The 21,057-nt window shown below is 66.2% G+C and carries 16 protein-coding genes and 2 tRNA genes; 15 read left to right on the top strand and 3 right to left on the bottom strand.

Annotated features, from left to right (window positions below):
- The first annotated feature begins 38 nt into the window (after positions 1 to 38).
- The 3 genes from ABIB29_RS19665 to ABIB29_RS19655 all read left to right on the top strand — a co-directional run bounded on the left by ABIB29_RS19665 (position 39) and on the right by ABIB29_RS19655 (position 2,575).
- The gene (locus ABIB29_RS19665) at positions 39 to 1,040 is read left to right on the top strand and encodes a hypothetical protein (protein ID WP_354174687.1); all 1,002 of its coding nucleotides are present in this window, start codon (positions 39 to 41) and stop codon (positions 1,038 to 1,040) included.
- 120 nt (positions 1,041 to 1,160) lie between these two features.
- The gene (locus ABIB29_RS19660) at positions 1,161 to 1,652 is read left to right on the top strand and encodes a ribose-5-phosphate isomerase (protein ID WP_354174685.1); all 492 of its coding nucleotides are present in this window, start codon (positions 1,161 to 1,163) and stop codon (positions 1,650 to 1,652) included.
- Positions 1,652 to 2,575 (top strand): Fpg/Nei family DNA glycosylase, encoded by a 924-nt coding sequence (locus ABIB29_RS19655; protein ID WP_354174683.1) that lies wholly within the window; start codon positions 1,652 to 1,654, stop codon positions 2,573 to 2,575. Before ABIB29_RS19660 ends, ABIB29_RS19655 begins: the two co-directional genes overlap by 1 nt.
- A gap of 81 nt (positions 2,576 to 2,656) precedes the next feature.
- Here ABIB29_RS19655 and ABIB29_RS19650 read toward each other — a convergent pair.
- Positions 2,657 to 2,730: transfer RNA gene (locus ABIB29_RS19650), tRNA-Gly, on the bottom strand.
- Positions 2,731 to 2,862: 132 nt separating this feature from the next.
- Here ABIB29_RS19650 and ABIB29_RS19645 point away from each other — a divergent pair.
- The 6 genes from ABIB29_RS19645 (at position 2,863) to ABIB29_RS19620 (ending at position 8,215) form a co-directional block, all read left to right on the top strand.
- A tRNA-Pro gene (locus ABIB29_RS19645) sits at positions 2,863 to 2,937 on the top strand.
- A 68-nt stretch (positions 2,938 to 3,005) separates the two neighbouring features.
- The gene (gene tig / locus ABIB29_RS19640) at positions 3,006 to 4,415 is read left to right on the top strand and encodes a trigger factor (protein ID WP_354174681.1); all 1,410 of its coding nucleotides are present in this window, start codon (positions 3,006 to 3,008) and stop codon (positions 4,413 to 4,415) included.
- Between the two features lie 246 nt (positions 4,416 to 4,661).
- Entirely contained in the window at positions 4,662 to 5,303 is a 642-nt protein-coding gene (locus ABIB29_RS19635; RefSeq protein ID WP_354174680.1) for an ATP-dependent Clp protease proteolytic subunit, read from the top strand.
- Positions 5,304 to 5,341: 38 nt separating this feature from the next.
- Positions 5,342 to 6,001, top strand: coding sequence for an ATP-dependent Clp protease proteolytic subunit (locus ABIB29_RS19630; RefSeq protein WP_282380489.1), 660 nt, complete (start codon positions 5,342 to 5,344; stop codon positions 5,999 to 6,001).
- Between the two features lie 216 nt (positions 6,002 to 6,217).
- Positions 6,218 to 7,498, top strand: coding sequence for an ATP-dependent Clp protease ATP-binding subunit ClpX (clpX, locus tag ABIB29_RS19625; RefSeq protein ID WP_354174678.1), 1,281 nt, complete (start codon positions 6,218 to 6,220; stop codon positions 7,496 to 7,498).
- Positions 7,499 to 7,603: 105 nt separating this feature from the next.
- Positions 7,604 to 8,215 (top strand): mycothiol-dependent nitroreductase Rv2466c family protein, encoded by a 612-nt coding sequence (locus ABIB29_RS19620; protein ID WP_354174676.1) that lies wholly within the window; start codon positions 7,604 to 7,606, stop codon positions 8,213 to 8,215.
- A 399-nt stretch (positions 8,216 to 8,614) separates the two neighbouring features.
- Here ABIB29_RS19620 and valS read toward each other — a convergent pair whose 3' ends face one another.
- Complete coding sequence (gene valS, locus ABIB29_RS19615) at positions 8,615 to 11,221, bottom strand: valine--tRNA ligase (RefSeq protein WP_354174674.1); 2,607 nt, start codon at positions 11,219 to 11,221, stop codon at positions 8,615 to 8,617.
- 204 nt (positions 11,222 to 11,425) lie between these two features.
- On the opposite strand from valS, the gene ABIB29_RS19610 reads away from it, so the two are divergent.
- Both ABIB29_RS19610 and ABIB29_RS19605 read left to right on the top strand, forming a co-directional pair.
- Positions 11,426 to 12,997 (top strand): alanine/glycine:cation symporter family protein, encoded by a 1,572-nt coding sequence (locus ABIB29_RS19610; protein WP_354174672.1) that lies wholly within the window; start codon positions 11,426 to 11,428, stop codon positions 12,995 to 12,997.
- Between the two features lie 17 nt (positions 12,998 to 13,014).
- Entirely contained in the window at positions 13,015 to 13,773 is a 759-nt protein-coding gene (locus ABIB29_RS19605) for an SDR family oxidoreductase (protein ID WP_354174670.1), read from the top strand.
- Between the two features lie 113 nt (positions 13,774 to 13,886).
- Here the strand turns inward: ABIB29_RS19605 and ABIB29_RS19600 are convergent, their stop codons facing one another.
- Positions 13,887 to 14,945, bottom strand: a complete 1,059-nt coding sequence (locus tag ABIB29_RS19600; RefSeq protein ID WP_354174668.1) for an endonuclease/exonuclease/phosphatase family protein — start codon at positions 14,943 to 14,945, stop codon at positions 13,887 to 13,889.
- A 324-nt stretch (positions 14,946 to 15,269) separates the two neighbouring features.
- Between ABIB29_RS19600 and ileS the strand changes: the two genes are divergently transcribed.
- The 4 genes from ileS to ndk are packed head-to-tail and all read left to right on the top strand — an operon-like array spanning position 15,270 to position 20,931.
- Positions 15,270 to 18,662 carry an isoleucine--tRNA ligase gene (gene ileS / locus ABIB29_RS19595; protein ID WP_354174666.1) on the top strand — a complete coding sequence of 1,131 codons (3,393 nt, stop codon included), beginning with the start codon at positions 15,270 to 15,272 and terminating at the stop codon, positions 18,660 to 18,662.
- 3 nt (positions 18,663 to 18,665) lie between these two features.
- Positions 18,666 to 20,024: a bifunctional folylpolyglutamate synthase/dihydrofolate synthase gene (locus ABIB29_RS19590; protein ID WP_354174664.1), complete on the top strand. Its 1,359-nt coding sequence runs from the start codon at positions 18,666 to 18,668 to the stop codon at positions 20,022 to 20,024.
- Between the two features lie 3 nt (positions 20,025 to 20,027).
- Entirely contained in the window at positions 20,028 to 20,471 is a 444-nt protein-coding gene (locus ABIB29_RS19585; RefSeq protein WP_354174663.1) for a DUF4233 domain-containing protein, read from the top strand.
- Positions 20,472 to 20,511: 40 nt separating this feature from the next.
- Entirely contained in the window at positions 20,512 to 20,931 is a 420-nt protein-coding gene (gene ndk, locus ABIB29_RS19580) for a nucleoside-diphosphate kinase (protein ID WP_354174661.1), read from the top strand.
- Positions 20,932 to 21,057: the final 126 nt, after the last annotated feature.

Genomic DNA, 21,057 nt, shown 5'->3' with positions numbered 1-21,057 from the left:
GTACCTAAGGTCGAATCGCCGGGAGTAGCGTTGGGGATATGGGAAAGTTTCGGGATTCCGTTGACGTCAGGGCGCTGCGCTTCGCCGTGGGGTTTCCGCTGGTGCTGGCCGCCGCGTTCGTAGTGTGTGCTGTCCTGCTCCGGTCCGACCTGCCCGAGCCGCTGGCCGTCCGTTGGGCCGGGGGCGTTGCCGCGGACTTCGCGCCGTTTGGGGCGGTCGTTGGCGTCGGTGCGGGCATGATCGTCCTGTTCGGCGGGGCCGTGCTGGTGCAGGCCGTGCCGCTGTCCCGTCCGGCCATCATGCGCCGGATCATGATGGGCACCGGGCTGTTCGTGAGCCTGTTCGTCACCACCGTCCTCGCCGCCGTGCTGGTCGGACAGCTCGGCCTCGCGAATGCGGGGGAGGCCCAGGTGGATGTCGCCGTCCTCGCCATGGGCAGCGGCGCCGCTCTGGGCCTGGGCGTCGTTATGGGCTTCGTCTTCAAAGCCGACGAACGCTGGTCCACGGACGACGACCGGGCCATGGCCGAAGCCCTGGCCCGCGAGCTCGACCCCGACCTGGCCCGGGACTCGGTGCGCCTGTGGGTCCACGCCCGCAGTTCGGTCTTTGTGATGCTCGGGATCGCCACCCTGCTTCCCGCCGCCCTCCTCACCATCGCCGTCCCTTGGCTCGCTGCGCTCCTTGTCGCCGTGGCCCTGCTGGCTGCCGCGTGCCTGTTCGCCCGCATCCGGGTGGACCGGAGCGGGCTGCGGGTCTTTGCCGCCGGTTTCGTCAGGGTAATGGACGTGCCGGCCGCTGCCATCGAGGCGGCGACGCCGAAAGAGGTCAAGGCAGCCGACTACGGCGGCTGGGGATACCGCAGCCACGGCACCACGACGGCCCTGCTCGTCAGCAGCGGACCGGCAGTCGTCGTCGACCGTTCCGATGGCCGGACCCTGACCGTCAGTGGCGGGAGTGCCACGACGGCGGACAATGTAGCGCAGGTGATTTCGCGGGTGGCGGCCCGGGCACACCGGCCCGGCGGGGCGGCCGGTGTGTGAAGTGGTCCCCGGTGGCCGAACAGGCCGGCCGGCCCGTGCCTAGTAGGCTGGGAACAGCCCCCTTCACCGCACCCGCAGGCCATGTGACTCCACTGATCTGCCCAACTGAACGGATACGCCGTGACCCCCTCTGACCTCCCGCGTGTGCACATCGCCACCGACCACGCCGGCATGGAACTCAGTGCCCACCTCGTCAGCCACCTCGGCGCGAAGGGCTACGAGGTCCTCGACCACGGACCCGAGGTCTACGACGCCCTCGACGACTACCCCTCGTTCTGCATCAATGCCGCGCTCGCGGTGGTGGCGGACCAGGAGGCGGGCACCAACGCCCTTGGAATTGTCCTCGGCGGGTCCGGCAACGGCGAACAGATTGCGGCCAACAAGGTCAAGGGCGTCCGCGCCGCGCTGGCCTGGAACCTGTCCACCGCGAAGCTGGCCCGCGAACATAACGACGCCAACGTCGTCGCCGTCGGCGGCCGCCAGCACAGCGTCGGCGAGGCCACGGAAATCATTGAGGCCTTCCTGGCCGAGCCCTTCAGCAACGACGAGCGCCACGTCCGCCGGATCGGCAAGATTGCCACGTACGAGCGCACCGGCGAGGTCATCGCTTAGTGCCGGAAGGGCATTCCGTCCACCGGCTGGCCCGCCAGTTCGGGGACGTTTTCACGGGGGAGAGGCTCGCCGTGTCCAGCCCACAGGGGCGCTTCGCGCACGGCGCTGCGCTGCTGGACGGCGGCACCCTGACCGGCTCCGCGGCGCACGGGAAACACCTCTTCCTGGAGTTCGAGCACGGACTGCTGCTGCACGTCCACCTGGGCCTTTACGGCGCCTGGGACTTCGGCGGCGACGCCGGCTTCCGGGGCGCGTCCAGCATCGGGGCGCCCCGGAAAGTGGGGGAGCGGGAGGTCTACGACGACGGGACAGCGGCCGGGTCATCCGGGTACGAGGGCCCGCCCGCCCCGGTCGGTGCCGTCCGCGTCCGGCTCGCCAGCGCCCACGGCTGGGCAGACCTCCGCGGCGCGACCACCTGCGAGACGGTCACGGAAGCGGAGGCGGCAGCTGTCCTGGCACGGCTCGGCCCCGACCCGCTCCGGAACCTTCCCGGCGACAGGGACTCCTTCGCCGCCGGAGTCCTGGCCAAACGCACGCCGCTCGCGGCCCTGCTGATGGACCAGAAGGTCATCGCCGGTGTCGGCAACGTGTACCGCGCCGAGCTGCTCTTCCGCCAGGGCCTGGACCCCTGGCTGCCGGGAAAGGAGCTGTCCGCGGAGGCGGCCGGCCGGCTCTGGGACGACACCGTCGCAATGATGTCCGACGGCGTCCGCGACGGCCGGATCATCACCACACCCGCGCGCTATTGGAGCGGGCCCGGCGGCGGCTCGCTGGGCGGCAAATCCCGGGGCCTCCCCGCCCCGGAAGAGTCCCACTTCGTCTACCGGCGGCAGGGTCTCGACTGCCGGAACTGTGGAACGCCGGTTGCTCTGACAGAGCTCGGAGCCCGCAAGCTCTACTGGTGCCCGTCCTGCCAGGCGTGAGTGGCGCACGCACCGGGCGCCGCGCGGTGCGTGCGCCGGCACAAAAAAGCCCCTCCGAAGAGGGGCTTTTTCGTCATATTTTGGAGGGGACGACGGGAATCGAACCCGCGTAATCAGTTTGGAAGACTGAGGCTTTACCATTAAGCTACGTCCCCGGGATTGAGCAGGAACTTTCTGCAAAACTTCCGGGCGGCTGTTGAAGCCGGATACAACTAAACCTAATTCAGGGCCCCGGTGTCAAATGTGCAAATAGGCGCAGAATGACCGTAGACTGTTCTGTGCACTTACGGGGTGTAGCTCAGCTTGGCTAGAGCACCTGCTTTGGGAGCAGGAAGTCGCAGGTTCAAATCCTGTCACCCCGACTCTGCAGGTACAGCCAGACCCTTGGCGGTGCAGAACCCCACCCCCTAAAACCAGGAGTACTTAGACTGTGAAGAGCGCTGTCGAGAACCTCACCCCCACGCGGGTCAAGCTCAATGTTGAGGTCCCCTTTGAGGAATTGAAGCCCAGCATCGCAGAGGCATACAAGACTGTTGCTTCGCAGATCCAGGTCCCCGGCTTCCGCAAGGGCAAGGTCCCCTCCAAGCTCATTGACCAGCGCGTTGGCCGTGGCTACGTGTTGGAGACTGCCATCAACGAAGGCCTCAACGGCTGGTACCAGGCAGCCGTTCAGGAAACCGGCATCCGTCCGCTGAGCCGTCCCGAGGTCGAAATCACCGAGGTTCCGGACCCGTCCGCCACCGACGGTGAACTGAAGTTCCACGCCGAGGTTGACGTCCGCCCCGAGATCGAACTGCCCGACTACGCCGGCATCAAGGTTGAGGTTGCCGCCGCTGAGTCCACCGACGCCGACGTCGACAAGGCCCTGGACGAACTCCGCGGCCGCTTCGGCACGCTGAAGTCCGTGGACCGCCCGGCCGCCGACAAGGACTTCCTCACGATCGACATCACGGCCACCATCGACGGCGCCGAGGTTGACTCCGCTACCGGCCTGTCCTACCAGGTCGGCGCCGGCACCATGCTCGAAGGCCTCGACGAAGCCGTCACCGGCCTCAGCGCCGACGAGGACGCCATCTTCGACACCACCCTCGTGGGCGGCGAGCACGCCGGCGAGTCCGCCCAGGTCAAGGTTGTCGTCAAGTCCGTCAAGGAGCGCGAGCTTCCCGAGGCCGACGATGACTTCGCCCAGCTGGCCTCCGAATTCGACACCCTGGCCGAACTCCGCGAGGACCTCGCCAAGCAGGCTGCCGAGTCCAAGGTCGTCGAGCAGGGCGTTGAGGCCCGCGACAAGGTCCTCGACAAGCTCGTTGAGCTCGTAGCGGTTCCCGTCCCGGAATCCGTCGTCGAAGAGCAGCTCGAGCAGCACTTCAACGCCGAGAACGCCCACGGTGAAGGCGAGCACGACACCGAGGAGCACCGCGCCGAGGTCAAGGCCAACACGGAGCGCGCCTTCCAGAACGAGATCATCCTTGACGCCATCGCCGAAAAGGAAGAAGTCAATGTCAGCCAGAACGAGCTGATCGACTACATCGTCACCACCGCCGGCCAGTACGGCATGGACCCGAACCAGTTCGCCCAGATCATCGATCAGAGCGGCCAGGTCCCCATGATGGTTTCCGAGGTCCGCCGCCGCAAGGCGCTGGCCGTCGTCCTGGGCCAGGCCGAGGTCACCGACACCGAGGGCAACAACGTTGACCTCAGCGACTTCGTCCGCCCCGGCGGCGAAGAGGCGCCGGTCGAGGCAGCAGCCGGGACCGAAGCCGATGTCGAGGACGCCGCTTCCGACGAAGCAGCGGCCGAGACCGCGAAGAACGATGACCCGGCAGCAGTGAAGTTCTAAGACTTTTCTGTTCCCGCAGTTCCTGCCGCACCCCCGGATCCTCGATCCGGGGGTGCGGCCTTTTAAGCCGGGCATGAACCCTCCCGGGCAATCGTGCGCCGTCAGCGAACAGCCCCGCGCCTGAGCACACCGGGGCCGGGAAAACCGTTAGTGTCCATGTAGGAAAGTTCAGTGATGTCGTCCAGTGGCGTCACCGTCGCCAGCGAGAGGTAAGTACATATGTCACAGCAAGCAGGGGCACCCCGGATGGCTACTGTCGATCCGGCAGCCCAGGATAACTACATTTACAACCGCCTGCTGAAAGAGCGCATCATCTGGCTCGGCTCCGAGGTCCGCGACGAGAACGCCAACGCGATCTGCTCGCAGCTGCTGCTGCTCTCGGCCGAGAACCCCGAGAAGGATATCTACCTCTACATCAACTCCCCGGGCGGCTCCGTCACCGCCGGCATGGCCATCTACGACACGATGCAGTTCATCCCGAACGACGTCGTCACCGTCGCCACCGGCCTCGCCGCCTCGATGGGACAGTTCCTGCTCTCCTCCGGCACCAAGGGCAAGCGCTACGCCACCCCCAACGCCCGCATCCTGATGCACCAGCCCTCCGGCGGCATCGGCGGGACGGCCTCGGACATCAAGATCCAGGCCGAGCTCATCCTGCACATGAAGAAGGTCATGGCCGAACTGACGGCCGACCAGACCGGGCAATCGGTCGAGACCATCCTCAAGGACAACGACCGCGACAAGTGGTTCACGGCCAAGGAAGCCCTTGAATACGGCTTCTTCGACAAGATCGCGGCGCACGCGGGATCCGTGGCCGGCGGCGGCGGAACCAACGCCGACTCCAATGGCTCAGTCACCGACTCAACCGACGATGCCACCGAGAACTGACCGGCACGTAGACAGCAATGAATTCAGGAGCAATGAACATGAACTACAACTTCGGTTCGACTGCCGGTAACCTGCCGAGCAGCCGCTATGTGCTGCCGCAGTTCGAAGAGCGCACCCCCTACGGCTTCAAGCGCCAGGACCCGTACACCAAGCTGTTCGAGGACCGCATCATCTTCCTCGGCGTCCAGGTCGACGACGCGTCGGCCGATGACGTGATGGCGCAGCTGCTCGTGCTCGAGTCCACCGACCCGGACCGCGACATCACGCTCTACATCAACTCCCCGGGCGGCTCCTTTACCGCCATGACGGCCATCTACGACACCATGACGTACATCCGCCCGGAGATCCAGACCGTCTGCCTCGGCCAGGCCGCCAGTGCCGCTGCCGTGCTCCTCGCCGCCGGTACGCCGGGCAAGCGCCTGGCCCTGCCGAACGCCCGGGTCCTGATCCACCAGCCCTCGCTGTCCGGTGGCCAGGGTGGCCAGGCTTCCGACCTGGAGATCCAGGCCGCTGAGGTCATGCGCATGCGGGCCTGGCTCGAGGACACGCTGGCCAAGCACTCCGGCCGGACGCCGGAGCAGGTCAACAACGATATCGAGCGCGACAAGATCCTCACCGCGGCCGAGGCCATGCAGTACGGCCTGATCGACCAGGTGCTGGATTCCCGCAAGATGAAGCCCCAGGCAATCACCAAGTAGCAGGCCTTCAGGTAACAAGCAGTACCCGACGCCGGTGCGGCCCACTTTAAGTGGCCGCACCGGCGTCGGCTATCCACCCAACAGGCCCAAAGTGACCTAGAGTGGAACATGTCACGGCTGGCGTCTCCCAAGGCACGCCCGTGATTCCAGTAACGGGTGCAGCGCTGCGCAGGAGAAGAACACGGCCGGCAGCAAGATTCTAAAAGGGGTTCACATATGGCTCGGATTGGCGAGAGCACGGATCTGCTGAAGTGTTCTTTCTGCGGAAAGAGCCAGAAGCAGGTTCGGAAGCTCATTGCCGGGCCCGGCGTCTACATCTGCGACGAGTGCATTGAACTCTGCAACGAGATCATTGAAGAAGAACTCGCCGAAGTAGCTGACCTGGGCAGTTTCGAACTGCCCAAGCCCCGCGAGATCTTTGATTTTCTGCAGGAATACGTGATCGGCCAGGAGCCCGCCAAGCGCTCGCTCGCCGTCGCGGTCTACAACCACTACAAGCGCATCCAGGCCGGGCACGCGCCCAAGAGCGGCAGCCTCGCCGAAGGCGTCCATCACGACGACGTCGAGATCGCCAAGTCCAACATCCTGCTCATCGGCCCGACCGGCTGCGGCAAGACCTACCTCGCGCAGACCCTGGCCCGCCGCCTCAACGTCCCCTTCGCCGTCGCCGACGCCACCGCGTTGACTGAAGCCGGCTATGTCGGCGAGGACGTCGAGAACATCCTGCTGAAGCTCATCCAGGCCGCCGACTACGACGTCAAGAAGGCCGAGCAGGGCATCATCTACATCGATGAGATCGACAAAATCTCGCGCAAGAGCGAGAACCCCTCCATCACCCGTGACGTCTCGGGGGAGGGTGTGCAGCAGGCCCTGCTGAAGATCCTCGAAGGCACCGTCGCCTCGGTACCGCCGCAGGGCGGCCGCAAGCACCCGCACCAGGAATTCATCCAGATCGACACCACGAACGTGCTCTTCATCGTCGCCGGTGCCTTCGCCGGCCTCGAGGACATCATCGGTTCGCGGTCCGGGCGCAAGGGCATCGGGTTCGGCGCTCCGCTCAATGAGGTCAAAAACAACACTGACTCCTACGGCGAGGTCATGCCCGAGGACCTGTTGAAGTTCGGGCTCATCCCGGAATTCATTGGTCGCCTCCCGGTCATCACCACGGTCTCCAACCTGGACCGGGCGGCGCTCATCCAGATCCTGTCCACGCCGAAGAACGCGCTGGTAAAGCAGTACCAGAAGATGTTCCAGCTCGACGGCGTCGAGCTGGTCTTCGATGAGGAGGCTCTGAACACGATCGCGGACCAGGCGCTCGAACGCGGCACCGGCGCCCGCGGGCTCCGCGCCATCATGGAGGAAGTCCTGCTCCCGGTGATGTTCGACCTGCCCAGCCGCGACGACATCGCCACGGTCGTCATCACCGAAGACGTCGTGTCCAAGAAGGCCGCGCCGACGATGATCGCCCACGACGTCAAGCGCCGCAAGTCCGCCTGATCCGGAATAAATAGGCCGCACCGTTCGCTGTCGCCTGTGAGGCGACCAGTCTTTGGGCTGGTGCCGTGCACCTTTTTTCCCGCAGACTTCCCAAGGAGAACACCTGTGCCTGAAACCAACAAAGCAGACTTCTGGTTTGACCCGATGTGCCCGTTTGCCTGGGTGACCTCCCGCTGGATCAGCGAGGTGGAAGACGTCCGCGACATCAGCACCGAATGGCACGTCATGAGCCTGGCCATGCTCAACGACGGCCGCGAGGAGCTCCCGGAGGAGTACAAGGCGTTCCTGGTTAAGGCCTGGGCGCCGGTGCGGGTCATCACGGCTGCCGCCGAGCAGCATGGCACCGAGCACATCAAGGCCCTTTACGATGCCATGGGCACCAAGATCCACAACGAGGGCAACAAGGACATCGCCGAGGTCATCTCGAAGTCCCTCGCCGAAGCCGGCCTGCCCGCGGAACTGGCAGCAGCCGGCCAGGACGACGACTTCGACGCCGCGCTGCGGACCAGCCACGAGGCCGGAATCTCGCTGGTGGGCCAGGACGTGGGCACACCCATCGTTGCGTTCAACGGAACCGCCTTTTTCGGCCCCGTGCTCACGCGCATCCCGCGGGGCGAGGAAGCCGGACGGCTGTGGGATGCCTCGGTGGCCCTGGCCTCGTTCCCGTACTTCTTCGAAATCAAGCGCAGCCGCACCGAGGACCCCATCTTCACCTAAGGCCCGGACGGGCAAAAAGTACGCCGCCCGCAGGACAGCGAGGAGCCCCGGACGAACTACTCTGATGTAGTTCTTCCGGGGCTCTTGTGCATCCGCCAGGACGGGATCACAATTGAACTTACCCACTTCGAAAGAAGCGGGACGCAGGAACCAAAGATTCAGTGACACTCATCCGACGCAGCCTTCGGCAAAGTCAGATGATGGCTACCAGTGACGAGGTAGGAAGACCTGAAAATCCAAGGATTCTGCCAGATTGTCTAAGACGTCACGTGACAATCGAAAAGTCGAAGCCCCACCAACGGCAAAACGCTGATGGGGCTTCCCCTTTGCCCAAAAACCGGCTTTGCCCAAAAACCGGCCTTGCCCAAAAACCGGCCGGCCGGGTGCCGGCAGCGGCTCCTAGACCTCCGCCGGCACCAGGACCACGTCGCTCACGGTCAGTTCGCCGTTGCCGCCCACCAGGGTCAGCTCCCGTGCGTTGGCCGCGGCCTTGAGATCCGCCAGACCGGCTTTCAGCTGCGTGGTGAGGGAATCCGGAGCCGTGATGGTCGCGGACAGCACCTCGGTGCGCTGCTTGACCTTGGCCTCCGACTTGGCCTTGCGGATGCCGCTGAGCGCGGTCCCGACGGTGGCCAGCAGGTTGGTGTCCCCGTCGATCTCGACGGCGGTCGGCCACTGGGCACGGTGCACCGAACCGGTGCGCCACCAGCTCCAGACTTCCTCCGTGGCAAAGGGCAGGAACGGGGCGAAGAGTCGCAGCAGCGTGTCCAGGCTCGTCGCCAGCGCCGCGAGGACGGAGGCCTGCTCGGCCTCGCCTGCGGCACCGTAGGCGCGGTCCTTGATGAGCTCCACGTAGTCATCGGTGAAGTGCCAGAAGAAGCTCTCCGTGATCTGCAGGGCCCGGGCGTAGTCGTAGTTTTCGAACGCCTTCGTGGCCTGCTGGACCACGTCGGAGAGCTGCGCCAGCACGGCCCGGTCCAGGGGGTTGCCCAGCACGGACAGGTCAGCGGAAACAACCGAGTTCTCCGTGGCGCCCAGGTTCAGTACGAACTTGGAGGCGTTGAGCAGCTTGATCGCCAGCCGGCGGCCAATCTTCATCTGCGCGATCTCGTAGGCCGTGTCCGCGCCGAGCTTGGCCGAGGCCGCCCAGTAGCGGACGGCGTCGGAGCCGTACTCCTCCAGCACATCGGTGGGGACGATCACGTTGCCCTTGGACTTGGACATCTTCTTGCGGTCCGGATCCAGGATCCAGCCGGAGATGGCGGCGTGCTTCCACGGCGCGGAGTCCTGCAGGGCGTCGGCGCGCACCGCGGAGGAGAACAGCCAGGTCCGGATGATGTCGTGACCCTGCGGGCGCACATCGAAGGGATAGACCTTGGCGAAGAGCGCCTCGTCGGTGCTCCAGCCGCCCACGATCTGCGGGGTCAGCGAGGACGTGGCCCAGGTGTCGAGCACGTCGGCGTCGCCGGTGAAGCCGCCCGGCACATCGCGCCGGGCTTCCTCGTAACCGGGGGCCGCGTCCGCGGCGGGGTCCACCGGCAGTTGCGCGTCGGACGGGACGATGGGAGCTGCGAAGTCCGGGTTGCCGTCGGCGTCCAGCGGGTACCAGACGGGCACGGGCACGCCGAAGAACCGTTGGCGCGAAACGAGCCAGTCGCCGTTCAGCCCGGAGATCCAGTTCTCATAGCGTGAGCGCATGAAGGCCGGGTGGAAATCGATCTCGTGGCCGCGGGCAATGAGCCGCTCACGGCGTTCCGCGTCCCGTCCGCCGTTGCGGATGTACCACTGGCGGGAGGTCACGACCTCCAGGGGCTTGTCGCCCTTTTCGAAGAAGTTCACCGGGTGCATGATCTTTTTCGGCTCGCCGTCGAGGAGTCCGGCAGCGGCCAGGAGCTCCACCACGCCTTCCTTGGCGCTGAAGACCGTCTTGCCGGCGATCGCCTCAAAACTTGCGCGGCCTTCGGCGGTGGTGATCCACTCCGGGGTCTCGCCGATGATCCGGCCGTCGCGGCCCACGATCGCGCGGGTGGGCAGCTGGAGCTCGCGCCACCAGGTGACGTCGGTAAGGTCGCCGAAGGTGCAGACCATGGCGATGCCGGAGCCCTTGTCCGCCTTGGCCAGCGGGTGGGCCCTGACCTCCACCTCAACCCCGAACAGGGGGGAGGTGACCTTCTTGCCGAACAGCGGCTGGTACCGTTCGTCGTCGGGATTCGCGACCAGGGCGGCGCACGCGGCCAGCAGTTCCGGGCGGGTGGTCTCGATGTAGATCTTCTCGCCGTCTTCGGTGAAGAAGGGGTAGCGGTAGTACGCGCCCGCGACCTCGCGGTCCTCGAGTTCGGCCTGGGCCACCGCGGTGCGGAAGGTGACATCCCACAGGGTGGGTGCCTCGGCCATGTAGGCGTCGCCGGCGGCGAGGTTCGCCAGGAAGGCGCGCTGGGAGATGGCGCGGGACTTGTCATCGATGGTGCGGTAGGTCAGGTCCCAGTCCACGGACAGGCCGAGCGTCTGGAACAGGTTCTCGAAGACTTTCTCGTCCTCGACGGCGAGTTCCTCGCACAGTTCGATGAAGTTCCGGCGCGAGACGACGTCGAAGTCGCGCTGGTTCTTGGCGGGCTCGGCCGGGGGCCGGTAGCCGGCGTCGTAGGCGGTGGTCGGATCGCAGCGCACACCGTAGTAGTTCTGCACGCGGCGCTCGGTGGGCAGGCCGTTGTCGTCCCAGCCCATGGGGTAGAAGACATTCTTGCCGGTCATGCGCTGATAGCGCGCCAGGACGTCGGTCTGGGTGTAGGAGAACATGTGACCGACGTGCAGGGACCCCGACGCCGTGGGCGGGGGAGTGTCGATCGAGTACACCTGCTCCCGTGTGGTGTCCGGGTTGAACTTGTAGGTCCCGTCGTCAAGCCAGCGCCGGGTGAGGGCGTCTTCCAGCCCTTCCAGGGCGGGCTTGTCCGGAACATTGATGGGGGCGGTGGTGGGCGTGTCTGTACCCTGCGTGTCTTCAGCCATGGGCCCAATTCTTTCACGGCCGGCGGACCCCGCCGCGCAGGGACGGGAGGGAGGCCGCGAACCGCGCCTGCGCGGCCTCCGGAAGGACGATGCACAATTCCGCCGATAATGCCCATGGAGGAACCCTCCAGAGCGGGGACCCTGCGTCTGTAGGGTATTGGCTATGTGATTGCCATCACGTCCCCGGGGCGTTCTAGTAGAGGGATGTCTATTTACCTAGCGATGCCAGCCCAAGCCGCTTCCGACGAGATTGGCTGGCTGGCCGCCGTCGAAAACGCCGCCGATACGGTCGTCCAGCCCGTCGCCGAAATCTTCTCAAGCGTTGTCTTCTTTCCCATCACCATCGGCGAGGTGAGCTTTCCGGCCGTCGTGGCATGGCTCATCGCCGCCGGTGTGATCTTCACGGTCTACTTCGGCTTCATCCAGTTCCGCGGCCTCAAGACCTCCCACGAGGTAATCCGCGGACACTACTCGTCCAAATCAGACCCCGGTGAGGTGCCGCACTTCCATGCTTTGACCTCGGCGCTGTCCGGTACGGTCGGGCTCGGCAACATCGCCGGCGTCGGCGCCGCCATGGCGCTCGGTGGCCCCGGTGCCACGTTCTGGATGATCCTGGCCGGTCTGCTCGGCATGGCCACGAAGTTCGCCGAGTGCACCCTCGGGGTCAAGTACCGGGAAGTCCACGCTGACGGGACGGTGACCGGCGGCCCGTTCAAGTACCTGCCCGTCGCGTTCAAGAAGTTCGGGCGGATCCCGGCAAAGACACTCACCGGCATCTTCGCGGTCTCCATCCTGATTTTCGGTATTGCCGGCGGCAACATGTTCCAGGCGAACCAGACCTTCGCCCAGGTGCAAAACGTCACGGGTGGCGAGGACGGTCCGCTCGGCAGCGCCGGAGCCGCGGTGATCTTCGGGGTCATCCTGGCCGCGCTCGTGGCCGCTGTGATCCTAGGCGGCATCAAGTCGATCGGTGCCACCACCAGCAAGCTCGTCCCGGCCATGGGAATCATCTACGTGGCCGCCTGCCTGTTCGTTATCCTCGCCAACCTGGACCACGTGCCCGCGGCCCTGGCATCGATCATGGCCGGGGCTTTCCATGCGGAAGGCCTGACCGGCGGCGTCGTTGGTGTCATGATCGTGGGCTTCCAGCGCGCGGCGTTCTCCAACGAGGCGGGCCTGGGTTCCGCCGCCATTGCGCACGCGGCGGTCAAGACCCACCGGCCCGTGAGCGAGGGTTTCGTGGCCATGTTCGAGCCCCTCATCGACACGGTGGTCATCTGCACCATGACAGCGCTCGCGATCATCATCGCCGGTGCGCCGAGCCTGCAGGCCGGCATGGACTCTGTGCAGGCCGGAAACGGCGCCCCCGACGGCGTCATCCTGACCTCTGATGCCTTCGCCACGGCGCTCCCGTGGTTCCCGGCGGTGCTGGCCGTAGCCGTCTCGCTGTTCGCCTTCTCCACCCTGATCACGTGGTCGTATTACGGGCTGAAGGCCTGGGGGTACCTCTTCGGCCGGAGCAAGGCCTCCGAGGTCACGTACAAGAGCATTTTCCTGTTCTTCACCGTGGTCGGAACCGTCCTGACCTTCACCCAGGTGTTGAGCTTCGCCGATGCTGCACTGTTCGTCTGCGCCTTCGTGAACCTGCTCGGCGTCTACCTGCTGCTGCCGGTGATCAAACGGGAAATGCAGGAGTACCTGGCCGACCGGAAGAGCGGCAAGCTCAAGGTCCTGGGTCTCGAAGACGAGGATCTGGAACCGAGCACCCTGCCCTGATCCACTAGGGTGGTGCCATGAATGAGGGAATCCAGCACAAGGCAGCAGTAGTTACGGGCGCCAGCACCGGAATCGGCGAGGCCACCGTGCGTGCGCTCCGGACCGAGGGGTGGACCGTATACGCCGTCGCCCGCCGCGCGGACCGGCTGGAGGCGCTCGCCGCGGAAACCGGCGCCGTCGCGCTTCCGGCCGACGTAACCGACGACGCCGACGTCGCCCGGCTCCTGGACGAGGTGACCCGTGCCGGCGGCGTCGACACGCTCATCAACATCGCCGGCGGCGCCCGCGGCGCGGACAAGGTGGCCGAGGCCAGGACCGAGGACTGGGAATGGATGTTCGAGGTCAATGTCCTGGGCACCATGAAGCTCACCCGGGCGTTCCTGCCGATGCTGCGCGCCTGCGGTGAGGGCACCGTCCTGAACCTGACGTCGACGGCGGGGCTGTCCGCCTATGAGGGCGGCGGCGGCTACAACGCGGCGAAGTTCGCCCAGCACGCGCTCACCGGCGCATTGCGCCTCGAAGAGGCAGAGCACAACCTCCGCGTGATCGAGGTGGCTCCAGGCCTGGTCCAGACGGAGGAGTTCGCGCTGAACCGCCTCGGCGACCAGTCGGCCGCCGCCAAGGTGTACCAGGGCGTCGAGAAGCCCCTGACCGCCGCGGATGTCGCCGACGTCGTCCGGTACGCCGTCGTGGCACCGCACCACGTCAACCTGGACCAGATCGTGATCCGCCCGGTGGCACAGGCCGCCAACTACAAGCTGATCCGCAAGGGCTAAGGCTTCCGCGCCCGGCCGCGGCATTCACCCGGTCACCGGCCAAGCAACGCGGGGTCACCTACGGCCTATAAAGCGGGGGTTTATGGGCCGTAGGTGACCCCGCGTTGCTTGGCCTAGCCGGCGGCCGGGACGGTCAGCGTCGCCGTGATGGCGGCGTGGTCCGTCCCGGACACGCGGTGCACGGCGTAGTCCGCGCTGCGCACCGACGGGCTGGTCACCAGGTGGTCAATGGTGATGCCGGGGAGAAACACGTCCTCCATCGGCCAGGTGGGGACCAGGCGCGAGCCCTGGGCCAGACCCACGTCCACCAGTTTCCGGCCTTCGCCCTGCAGGAGCTCCCGGAACTCGGCATGGTCGTAGCTGGCGTTGAAGTCACCGGCCAGCACCATGTTCCCGGGCCGTGATGCCAGCTGGCCCAGTGCCGCGAGGTCGCTGCGCCACTTCGGCAGGCCAACGCCCACAGGCGCACGTGCATGGACGTTGGTCACGTCGACGACGGCCCGCTGCCCGTAGGCCTCGGCGGTGAGCCGGATTACGGGCATCGGAAAATGGGAGTCGGGGACTTCACCGGTGGCCGCCAGTTCGTGGATCGAGTAGACAGCATTCCCGGCGGCGCGGTCCGCGGGATCGCTGATCCTGTTCGGCAGCAGGGTGGCCAGGCCGGCAGCAGCCAGCCGGTCTTCGAGTGACGGGGTGTACTCCTGGACCGTCAGCAGGCAGATGCCGTGCTCGCGGACCAGCCTGACGATGTCCGCCGCGTCCGCTTTGCCGTGTTTGGCGTTGATGCTCATCGTCCGCAGCACCACAGCCCCTTCCCCGGAATCCGCCACGGAATCCGGCGCGGCGCCCTCCGCGGCGTCGGGCGCGGCCCGGGCGTAGTCCAGCGGGACCAGCCAGAAGAGCTGCACGGCCACGAGGCCGGCTGCGGCACCCGCCATCCATCGCCGCCGGCCCAGCACCGCGAACAGCAGCGAGGCACTGGCAGGCAGCACCAGCCACGGGGTGAAGGACACCAGCTGGACCGCGGTGGTGGGCCATTCCCGCGGCACGGCCCGGAAGACGGAGACCACCACAACGGGTGCGGCCGCCAGCCCTGCCAGCCACCGCCAGCCCGAGGCAGCCCGGCCTGCAGGCGTTCGCGGGGCGGCGCGGCCCCGGGTCCGGAACATCATGGGATTCAGTGTAGGCATTGCGGACCCGCCATAGTTGTTAGACTTCTGGTAGCAGCTATGACCCGGCCATCACCGGTGAGCTTCCGGAAGAACGCCCCGGCGCCACGACTTTCCTGCAACTCAGTGCGCCAGGGCCGGTAGAACCGGACGGGTAAGCCCGTTACAGCAGTAATGAGCGGCCGGCTCCGGCGCTTCCCCCCGGGGGAGCGGTGCCGGTAAGTGAGGTGGTACCGCGGTGCCGGTGTTGTCGACAAGACAGTGCAGGGGCCGTCCTCGCATCCTGAATGAATCCATTTGTTCACTAGCTCAACCCAGGATGTCGAGATGACTTATTACCCGAAGGCCTCCGCCGCACCTTCCGGCGCAGGCGCCACCCCCTCTGCTTCCAACACCTCCGGGGTGTCCGCCTCCGTGAAGTTCCCGGAGGTCGAAGAACGCATCCTCAGGTACTGGGAAGAAGACGGTACCTTCCAGGCCAGCATTGACCAGCGCCCCTCTGATCTTCCTGGCGGAGCACGTGGCAGCAACGAGTTCGTCTTCTACGACGGTCCCCCCTTCGCCAACGGCCTGCCGCACTACGGCCACCTGCTGACCGGCTACGCCAAGGACCTCGTGGGCCGCTACCAGACGCAGCGCGGACGCCGCGTCGAGCGCCGCTTCGGCTGGGACACCCACGGGCTGCCCGCCGAGCTGGAAGCCATGAAGCAGCTGGGCATGACGGACAAGACGCAGATCGAGGCCATGGGCATAGACAAGTTCAACGATGCCTGCCGTGCTTCCGTCATGAAGTACGCCGACGAGTGGAAGAGCTACGTCACCCGCCAGGCGCGCTGGGTCGACTTCGAGAACGACTACAAGACGCTCAACGTCGAATACATGGAGTCCGTGCTCTGGGCCTTCAAGCAGCTGCATGAGAAGGGCCTCACCTACAACGGCTACCGCGTGCTGCCGTACTGCTGGAAGGACGAGACACCGCTGTCCAACCATGAACTGCGTATGGATGACGACGTCTACAAGAACCGCCAGGACCAGACCGTCACCGTCACTTTCCCGATCACGGCAGGGGAGACGGAACTGTCCCGGCAGCTCGCCGGCGTGCAGGCGCTCGCCTGGACCACCACCCCCTGGACGCTGCCCACCAACCTGGCGCTCGCCGTCGGGCCCGCCATCACCTACGTCGTCCTGCCCGCCGGCCCGCACGGAATCAAGGCGGCCTCGGCCGAGGCACCTGTTACCGGCAGATTCCTGCTCGCCGCGGACCTCCTGGGCGCCTACGCCAAGGACCTCGGCTATGGCGACGGCGCCGAGGGCGCAGCGGCCGCCGAAGCCGCCGTGACCTCCCGCCACACCGGCGCCGAGCTTGAGGGCCTGACGTACGAGCCGCTCTGGGACTACTTCCACGACGTCGAAAAGTACGGAACCGAGAACGCCTGGCGTTTCCTCGTGGCCGACTACGTCACCACCACCGACGGTACCGGCATCGTCCACCAGGCCCCCGCCTATGGTGAGGACGACCAGAAGGTCTGTGAAGAAGCCGGCATCCCCGTCGTCCTCTCGGTGGACGAGGGCGCCAGGTTCCTGCCGCTGTTCGGCCACGGTGACCTCGCCGAAATCGCCGGGCTGCAGGTCTTCGAAGCCAACAAGCCGATCACCCAGGTGCTCCGCGCCCAGGGCCGCCTGGTCCGCCAGGCCAGCTACGAGCACAGCTACCCGCACTGCTGGCGCTGCCGGAACCCGCTGATCTACCGCGCCGTGTCGTCCTGGTACGTTGAGGTCACGAAGTTCAAGGACCGCATGTCCGAGCTCAACCAGGACATCAACTGGATCCCGGGCAACGTCAAGGACGGCCAGTTCGGCAAGTGGCTCGCCAACGCCCGCGACTGGTCGATCAGCCGGAACCGTTACTGGGGCAGCCCTATCCCGGTCTGGCAGTCCAGCGACCCGGACTACCCGCGGACCGATGTCTACGGTTCGCTCGCCGAGATCGAGGCCGATTTCGGCCGCCTGCCGCTGAACCAGGCCGGCGAGGTGGACCTGCACCGGCCGTTCATCGACGAACTGATCCGCCCGAACCCGGACGACCCCCGTACCCCGGCGGAAGGCCAGTCCGTCATGCGCCGCGTCGAGGACGTCCTGGACGTCTGGTTCGACTCGGGCTCCATGCCGTACGGCCAGGTCCACTACCCGTTCCAGAACGAGGAATGGTTCGACACGCACAACCCGGCGGACTTCATCGTCGAGTACATCGGCCAGACCCGCGGCTGGTTCTACATGCTGCACATCCTGTCCACCGCGCTGTTCGACCGGCCGGCCTTCCGGAACGTCATCAGCCACGGCATCGTCCTGGGCTCGGACGGGCAGAAGATGTCCAAGTCCCTGCGCAACTACCCGGACGTCTCCGAGGTCCTGGACCGTGACGGCTCCGACGCGATGCGCTGGTTCCTGATGTCCAGCCCGATCCTGCGCGGCGGCAACCTCGTGGTCACCGAGCAGGGCATCCGCGACGGCGTCCGCCAGGTCATCCTGCCGCTGTGGAACGTGTACAGCTTCTTCACGCTGTACACGAACGCCTCCAACGCAGTTGACGGTACAGCTGCCGGGTATGACGCGAAGCTGCGCTACGACGGCTACGCCGACACGCTGGATACGTACCTGATGGCCAACACCGGGGACCTGGTCCGGAACATGACCGCGCAGCTGGACAGCTATGACATCTCCGGCGCCTGCGACGAGCTGCGCAGCTACCTGGACATGCTCACCAACTGGTACGTCCGCCGCAGCCGCCAGCGCTTCTTCGACGAGAACGTGGACGCCTTCGACGCGCTCTACACGGCGCTGGAGACGGTCTGCCGGGTCTCGGCCTCCCTGCTGCCGCTGGTCTCCGAGGAAATCTGGCGCGGCCTCACCGGCGGGCGCTCCGTGCACCTGGCCGACTGGCCGGACGCGGAACTGTTCCCGGCCAATCCGGACCTGGTCGAGGCCATGGACCGCGTCCAGCAGATCTGCTCCACCGGATCCTCGCTGCGCAAGGCCGCCAACCTGCGCGTCCGCCTGCCGCTGCAGGAACTCACCGTCGTGGCACCCGGCGCGGATGCGCTGGAAGGCTTCGCCGCCGTCGTCGCCGATGAACTGAACCTTCGCTCCGTCCGCCTGCTCGACGCCGGGAGCGCCTCCCCGGAGGAGTTCGGCATCGAGCAGAAGCTCGTGGTGAACGCCCGGGCCGCGGGCCCGCGGCTGGGCAAGAACGTCCAGCAGGCCATCAAGGGCGCCAAGTCCGGCGACTGGTCCGTGCAAACGATCGACGGTGTTGACGGTGTCGTTGTTTCCGGCGGGCTCGCGCTCGAGCCGCAGGAGTACACCCTCGAAACCGTCGTGGCGGAAGCCGCGGAGGGCGACGGAACTGGTCCTGCCACAAGGGCAGCTGCCGTGCTGCCCGGCGGCGGCTTTGTGGTCCTCAACACCGCGGTCACCCCGGAGCTTGAGGCCGAGGGTGCGGCCCGCGACATGGTCCGGGCCATCCAGCAGGCCCGCAAGGAGGCCGGACTCAATGTCAGCGACCGGATCCGCACGACCGTTACGGCCCGGCAGGACGTCGTCGACGCCCTGCTGGCCAATGCGGAGCTCGTGAAGACCGAAACCCTGACCGTCGAGCTGGAAACTGTGACGGCCGATGTTACGGAACCCCAGGTCAGCGTTGCCAAGAAAGTTGAGGCGTAGTCCATGACCGATGAATTCTCCGTTGAAAGCGTCTACGCCGAGCTGCTGGGACGGGCGCCGGAAAACAAGATGGAACCGCGGCTTGCCCCGCTGCACCGGGCCATGGACATCCTGGGGGAGCCGAACAAGGCGTTCCCGATCATCCATGTCACCGGCACCAACGGCAAGACCTCCACTGCCCGCATGATCGAGGCCGGGCTGCGCGCGCACGGTCTGAGCACCGGGCGGTACACGAGCCCGCACCTGTCCAAGGTCACCGAACGGATCAGCATCGATGGTGCCCCGGTGCCGGACGAGACCTTCGTCCGGATCTGGGACGAGATCCGCCCGTACCTGGCCATCGTGGACAGCGAACTCGAAGCCGAAGGCCAGCCCCGGCTGACCTACTTCGAATGCCTCACCATCCTTGCCTTCGCCGTATTCGCGGACCAGCCGGTCAATGTCGCCGTCATCGAGGTTGGCCTCGGCGGGATCACCGACGCGACCAACGTCGGCGACGGCCAGGTCTTTGTGGTCACCCCGATCTCGCTGGACCACACGGACCTCCTGGGCGACACCACCGAGGACATCGCGTACGAAAAGGCCGGCATCATCAAGCCCGGCGGCTTCCTGGTCAGCGCCGCGCAGCCCCGCGACGCGGCCCAGGTGCTGCTGGAAAAAGCCAAGGAAACTTTGGTCCCGTTCCGCTTCGAAGGCGTCGAGTTTGGCGTCGAATCCCGCACCGTGGCCGTCGGCGGCCAGATGGTCACCATCCAGGGCATCGCGGGCCGCTACGAGGATCTGCTGGTGCCGCTGCACGGCGCGCACCAGGCCGAGAACGCCGCCGTCGCAATCGCCGCGCTGGAGGCCTTCTTCGGCGCTGAAAAGCCGCTCGACGCAGGGCTCGTGCAGGAGGCCTTCGCCTCCGTCACCTCGCCCGGCCGCCTGGAGGTGGTGCGCACCGCCCCGACCATCATCGTGGACGCCGCGCACAACCCCGAAGGCATCCGGGTCTCCGCCGAGGCCATCCACGAGGCCTTCAGCTTCACCAAGCTCGTCGTGGTGGTCGGCATCCTGCGGGAAAAGGACGCCGAGGAAATCCTCCGGCAGCTCAAGGAATCCCTCGGCGACCTGGCCGCCGAGTACTGCTTCACACAGTCCAACTCGCCCCGCGCCGTGCCGGCCGGGGACCTCGCGGAACTCGCCGTGGAGCTCGGGTTCGGCGAGGACAACATCCACGTGTCCGAAAAGCTCGACGACGCCCTCGAATGGGCCGTGGAACGTGCCGAAGCCAACGATGACCTCGCCGGCGGCGTCCTCGTCACCGGGTCCATCACCCTCGTCGCGGAAGCCCGGATCCTGCTCGGAAAGGCGGACGCCTAGACCATGGCGAAACTCACCAAAGCCCAGCGCGAATGGCGCCCGGGCATGCCCAAGAAGCGCCGCTCCACCAAGGTCATGTTCGCCTCGACGGTGCTGCTGCTGGAGTCCTTCGTGGTGCTCTTCGCCACCCTCACCGTCTTCGGGCTGCGGCGGGACGAATTCCCGCCGGTCCTGATCTTCGCGGTCGGGATCACGCTGAGCCTCGTGTACGCCGTTACCTGCGCGGTGCTGACCAGGCCGTGGGGAGTGGGGCTGGGCTGGATCCTGCAGATCGTGCTGGTCCTGACCGGCATCCTCGAGCCGGCCATGTTCCTGGTCGGCGGCCTCTTCGCGGTGGCCTGGTGGTATGGCATCCGCACCGGCATCCGGATCGACCGGGAGGCCGCCCAGCGGGAACGTGAACAGGCTGCCTGGGAGGCAGCGCACCCCGAAGGTCAAAGCAACTAGACTTGTTTCCGAATCCGACCCCCAACACATTGGAGCAGCTGTGAGCCTTGAGCGCACCCTCGTCCTGATCAAGCCCGACGGCGTCACCCGCAACCTGACCGGCAGCATCATCGCCCGCATCGAGGCCAAGGGGTACACCCTGGCCGAACTCAAGAAGGTCGACGCGAGCCGCGAGCTGCTGGAGCAGCACTACGAGGAGCATGTGGGCAAGCCGTTCTACGAGCCGCTCGTCGAGTTCATGCTCAGCGGACCGGTCGTCGCGGCGATCTTCGAGGGCCACCGCGTGATCGAGGGCTTCCGCTCACTCGCCGGCACCACGGACCCGACGACGGCGGCTCCCGGGACCATCCGCGGCGACTTCGGCCGCGACTGGGGCCTGAAGGTGCAGCAGAACCTGGTCCACGGCTCCGACTCCGTGGAGTCCGCGGAACGCGAGATCAAAATCTGGTTCCAGGGCTAACTTCCGGACCCGCCCCTCCCCGGCCCGGGGGGGGATATTTTGATCACAATTAAAAAAAAAACAACAAAACAAAAAAAAAAAATCTGGGGGATAAAAAAAAGATTAAGCAAAACATCAAGACCTATA

Source organism: Arthrobacter sp. UYEF36 (genome assembly GCF_040547025.1).
Taxonomy (GTDB): domain Bacteria; phylum Actinomycetota; class Actinomycetes; order Actinomycetales; family Micrococcaceae; genus Arthrobacter.
The sequence above is the reverse complement of the archived record's forward strand: the minus strand, read 5'-3'. Positions and strand labels throughout refer to the sequence as shown.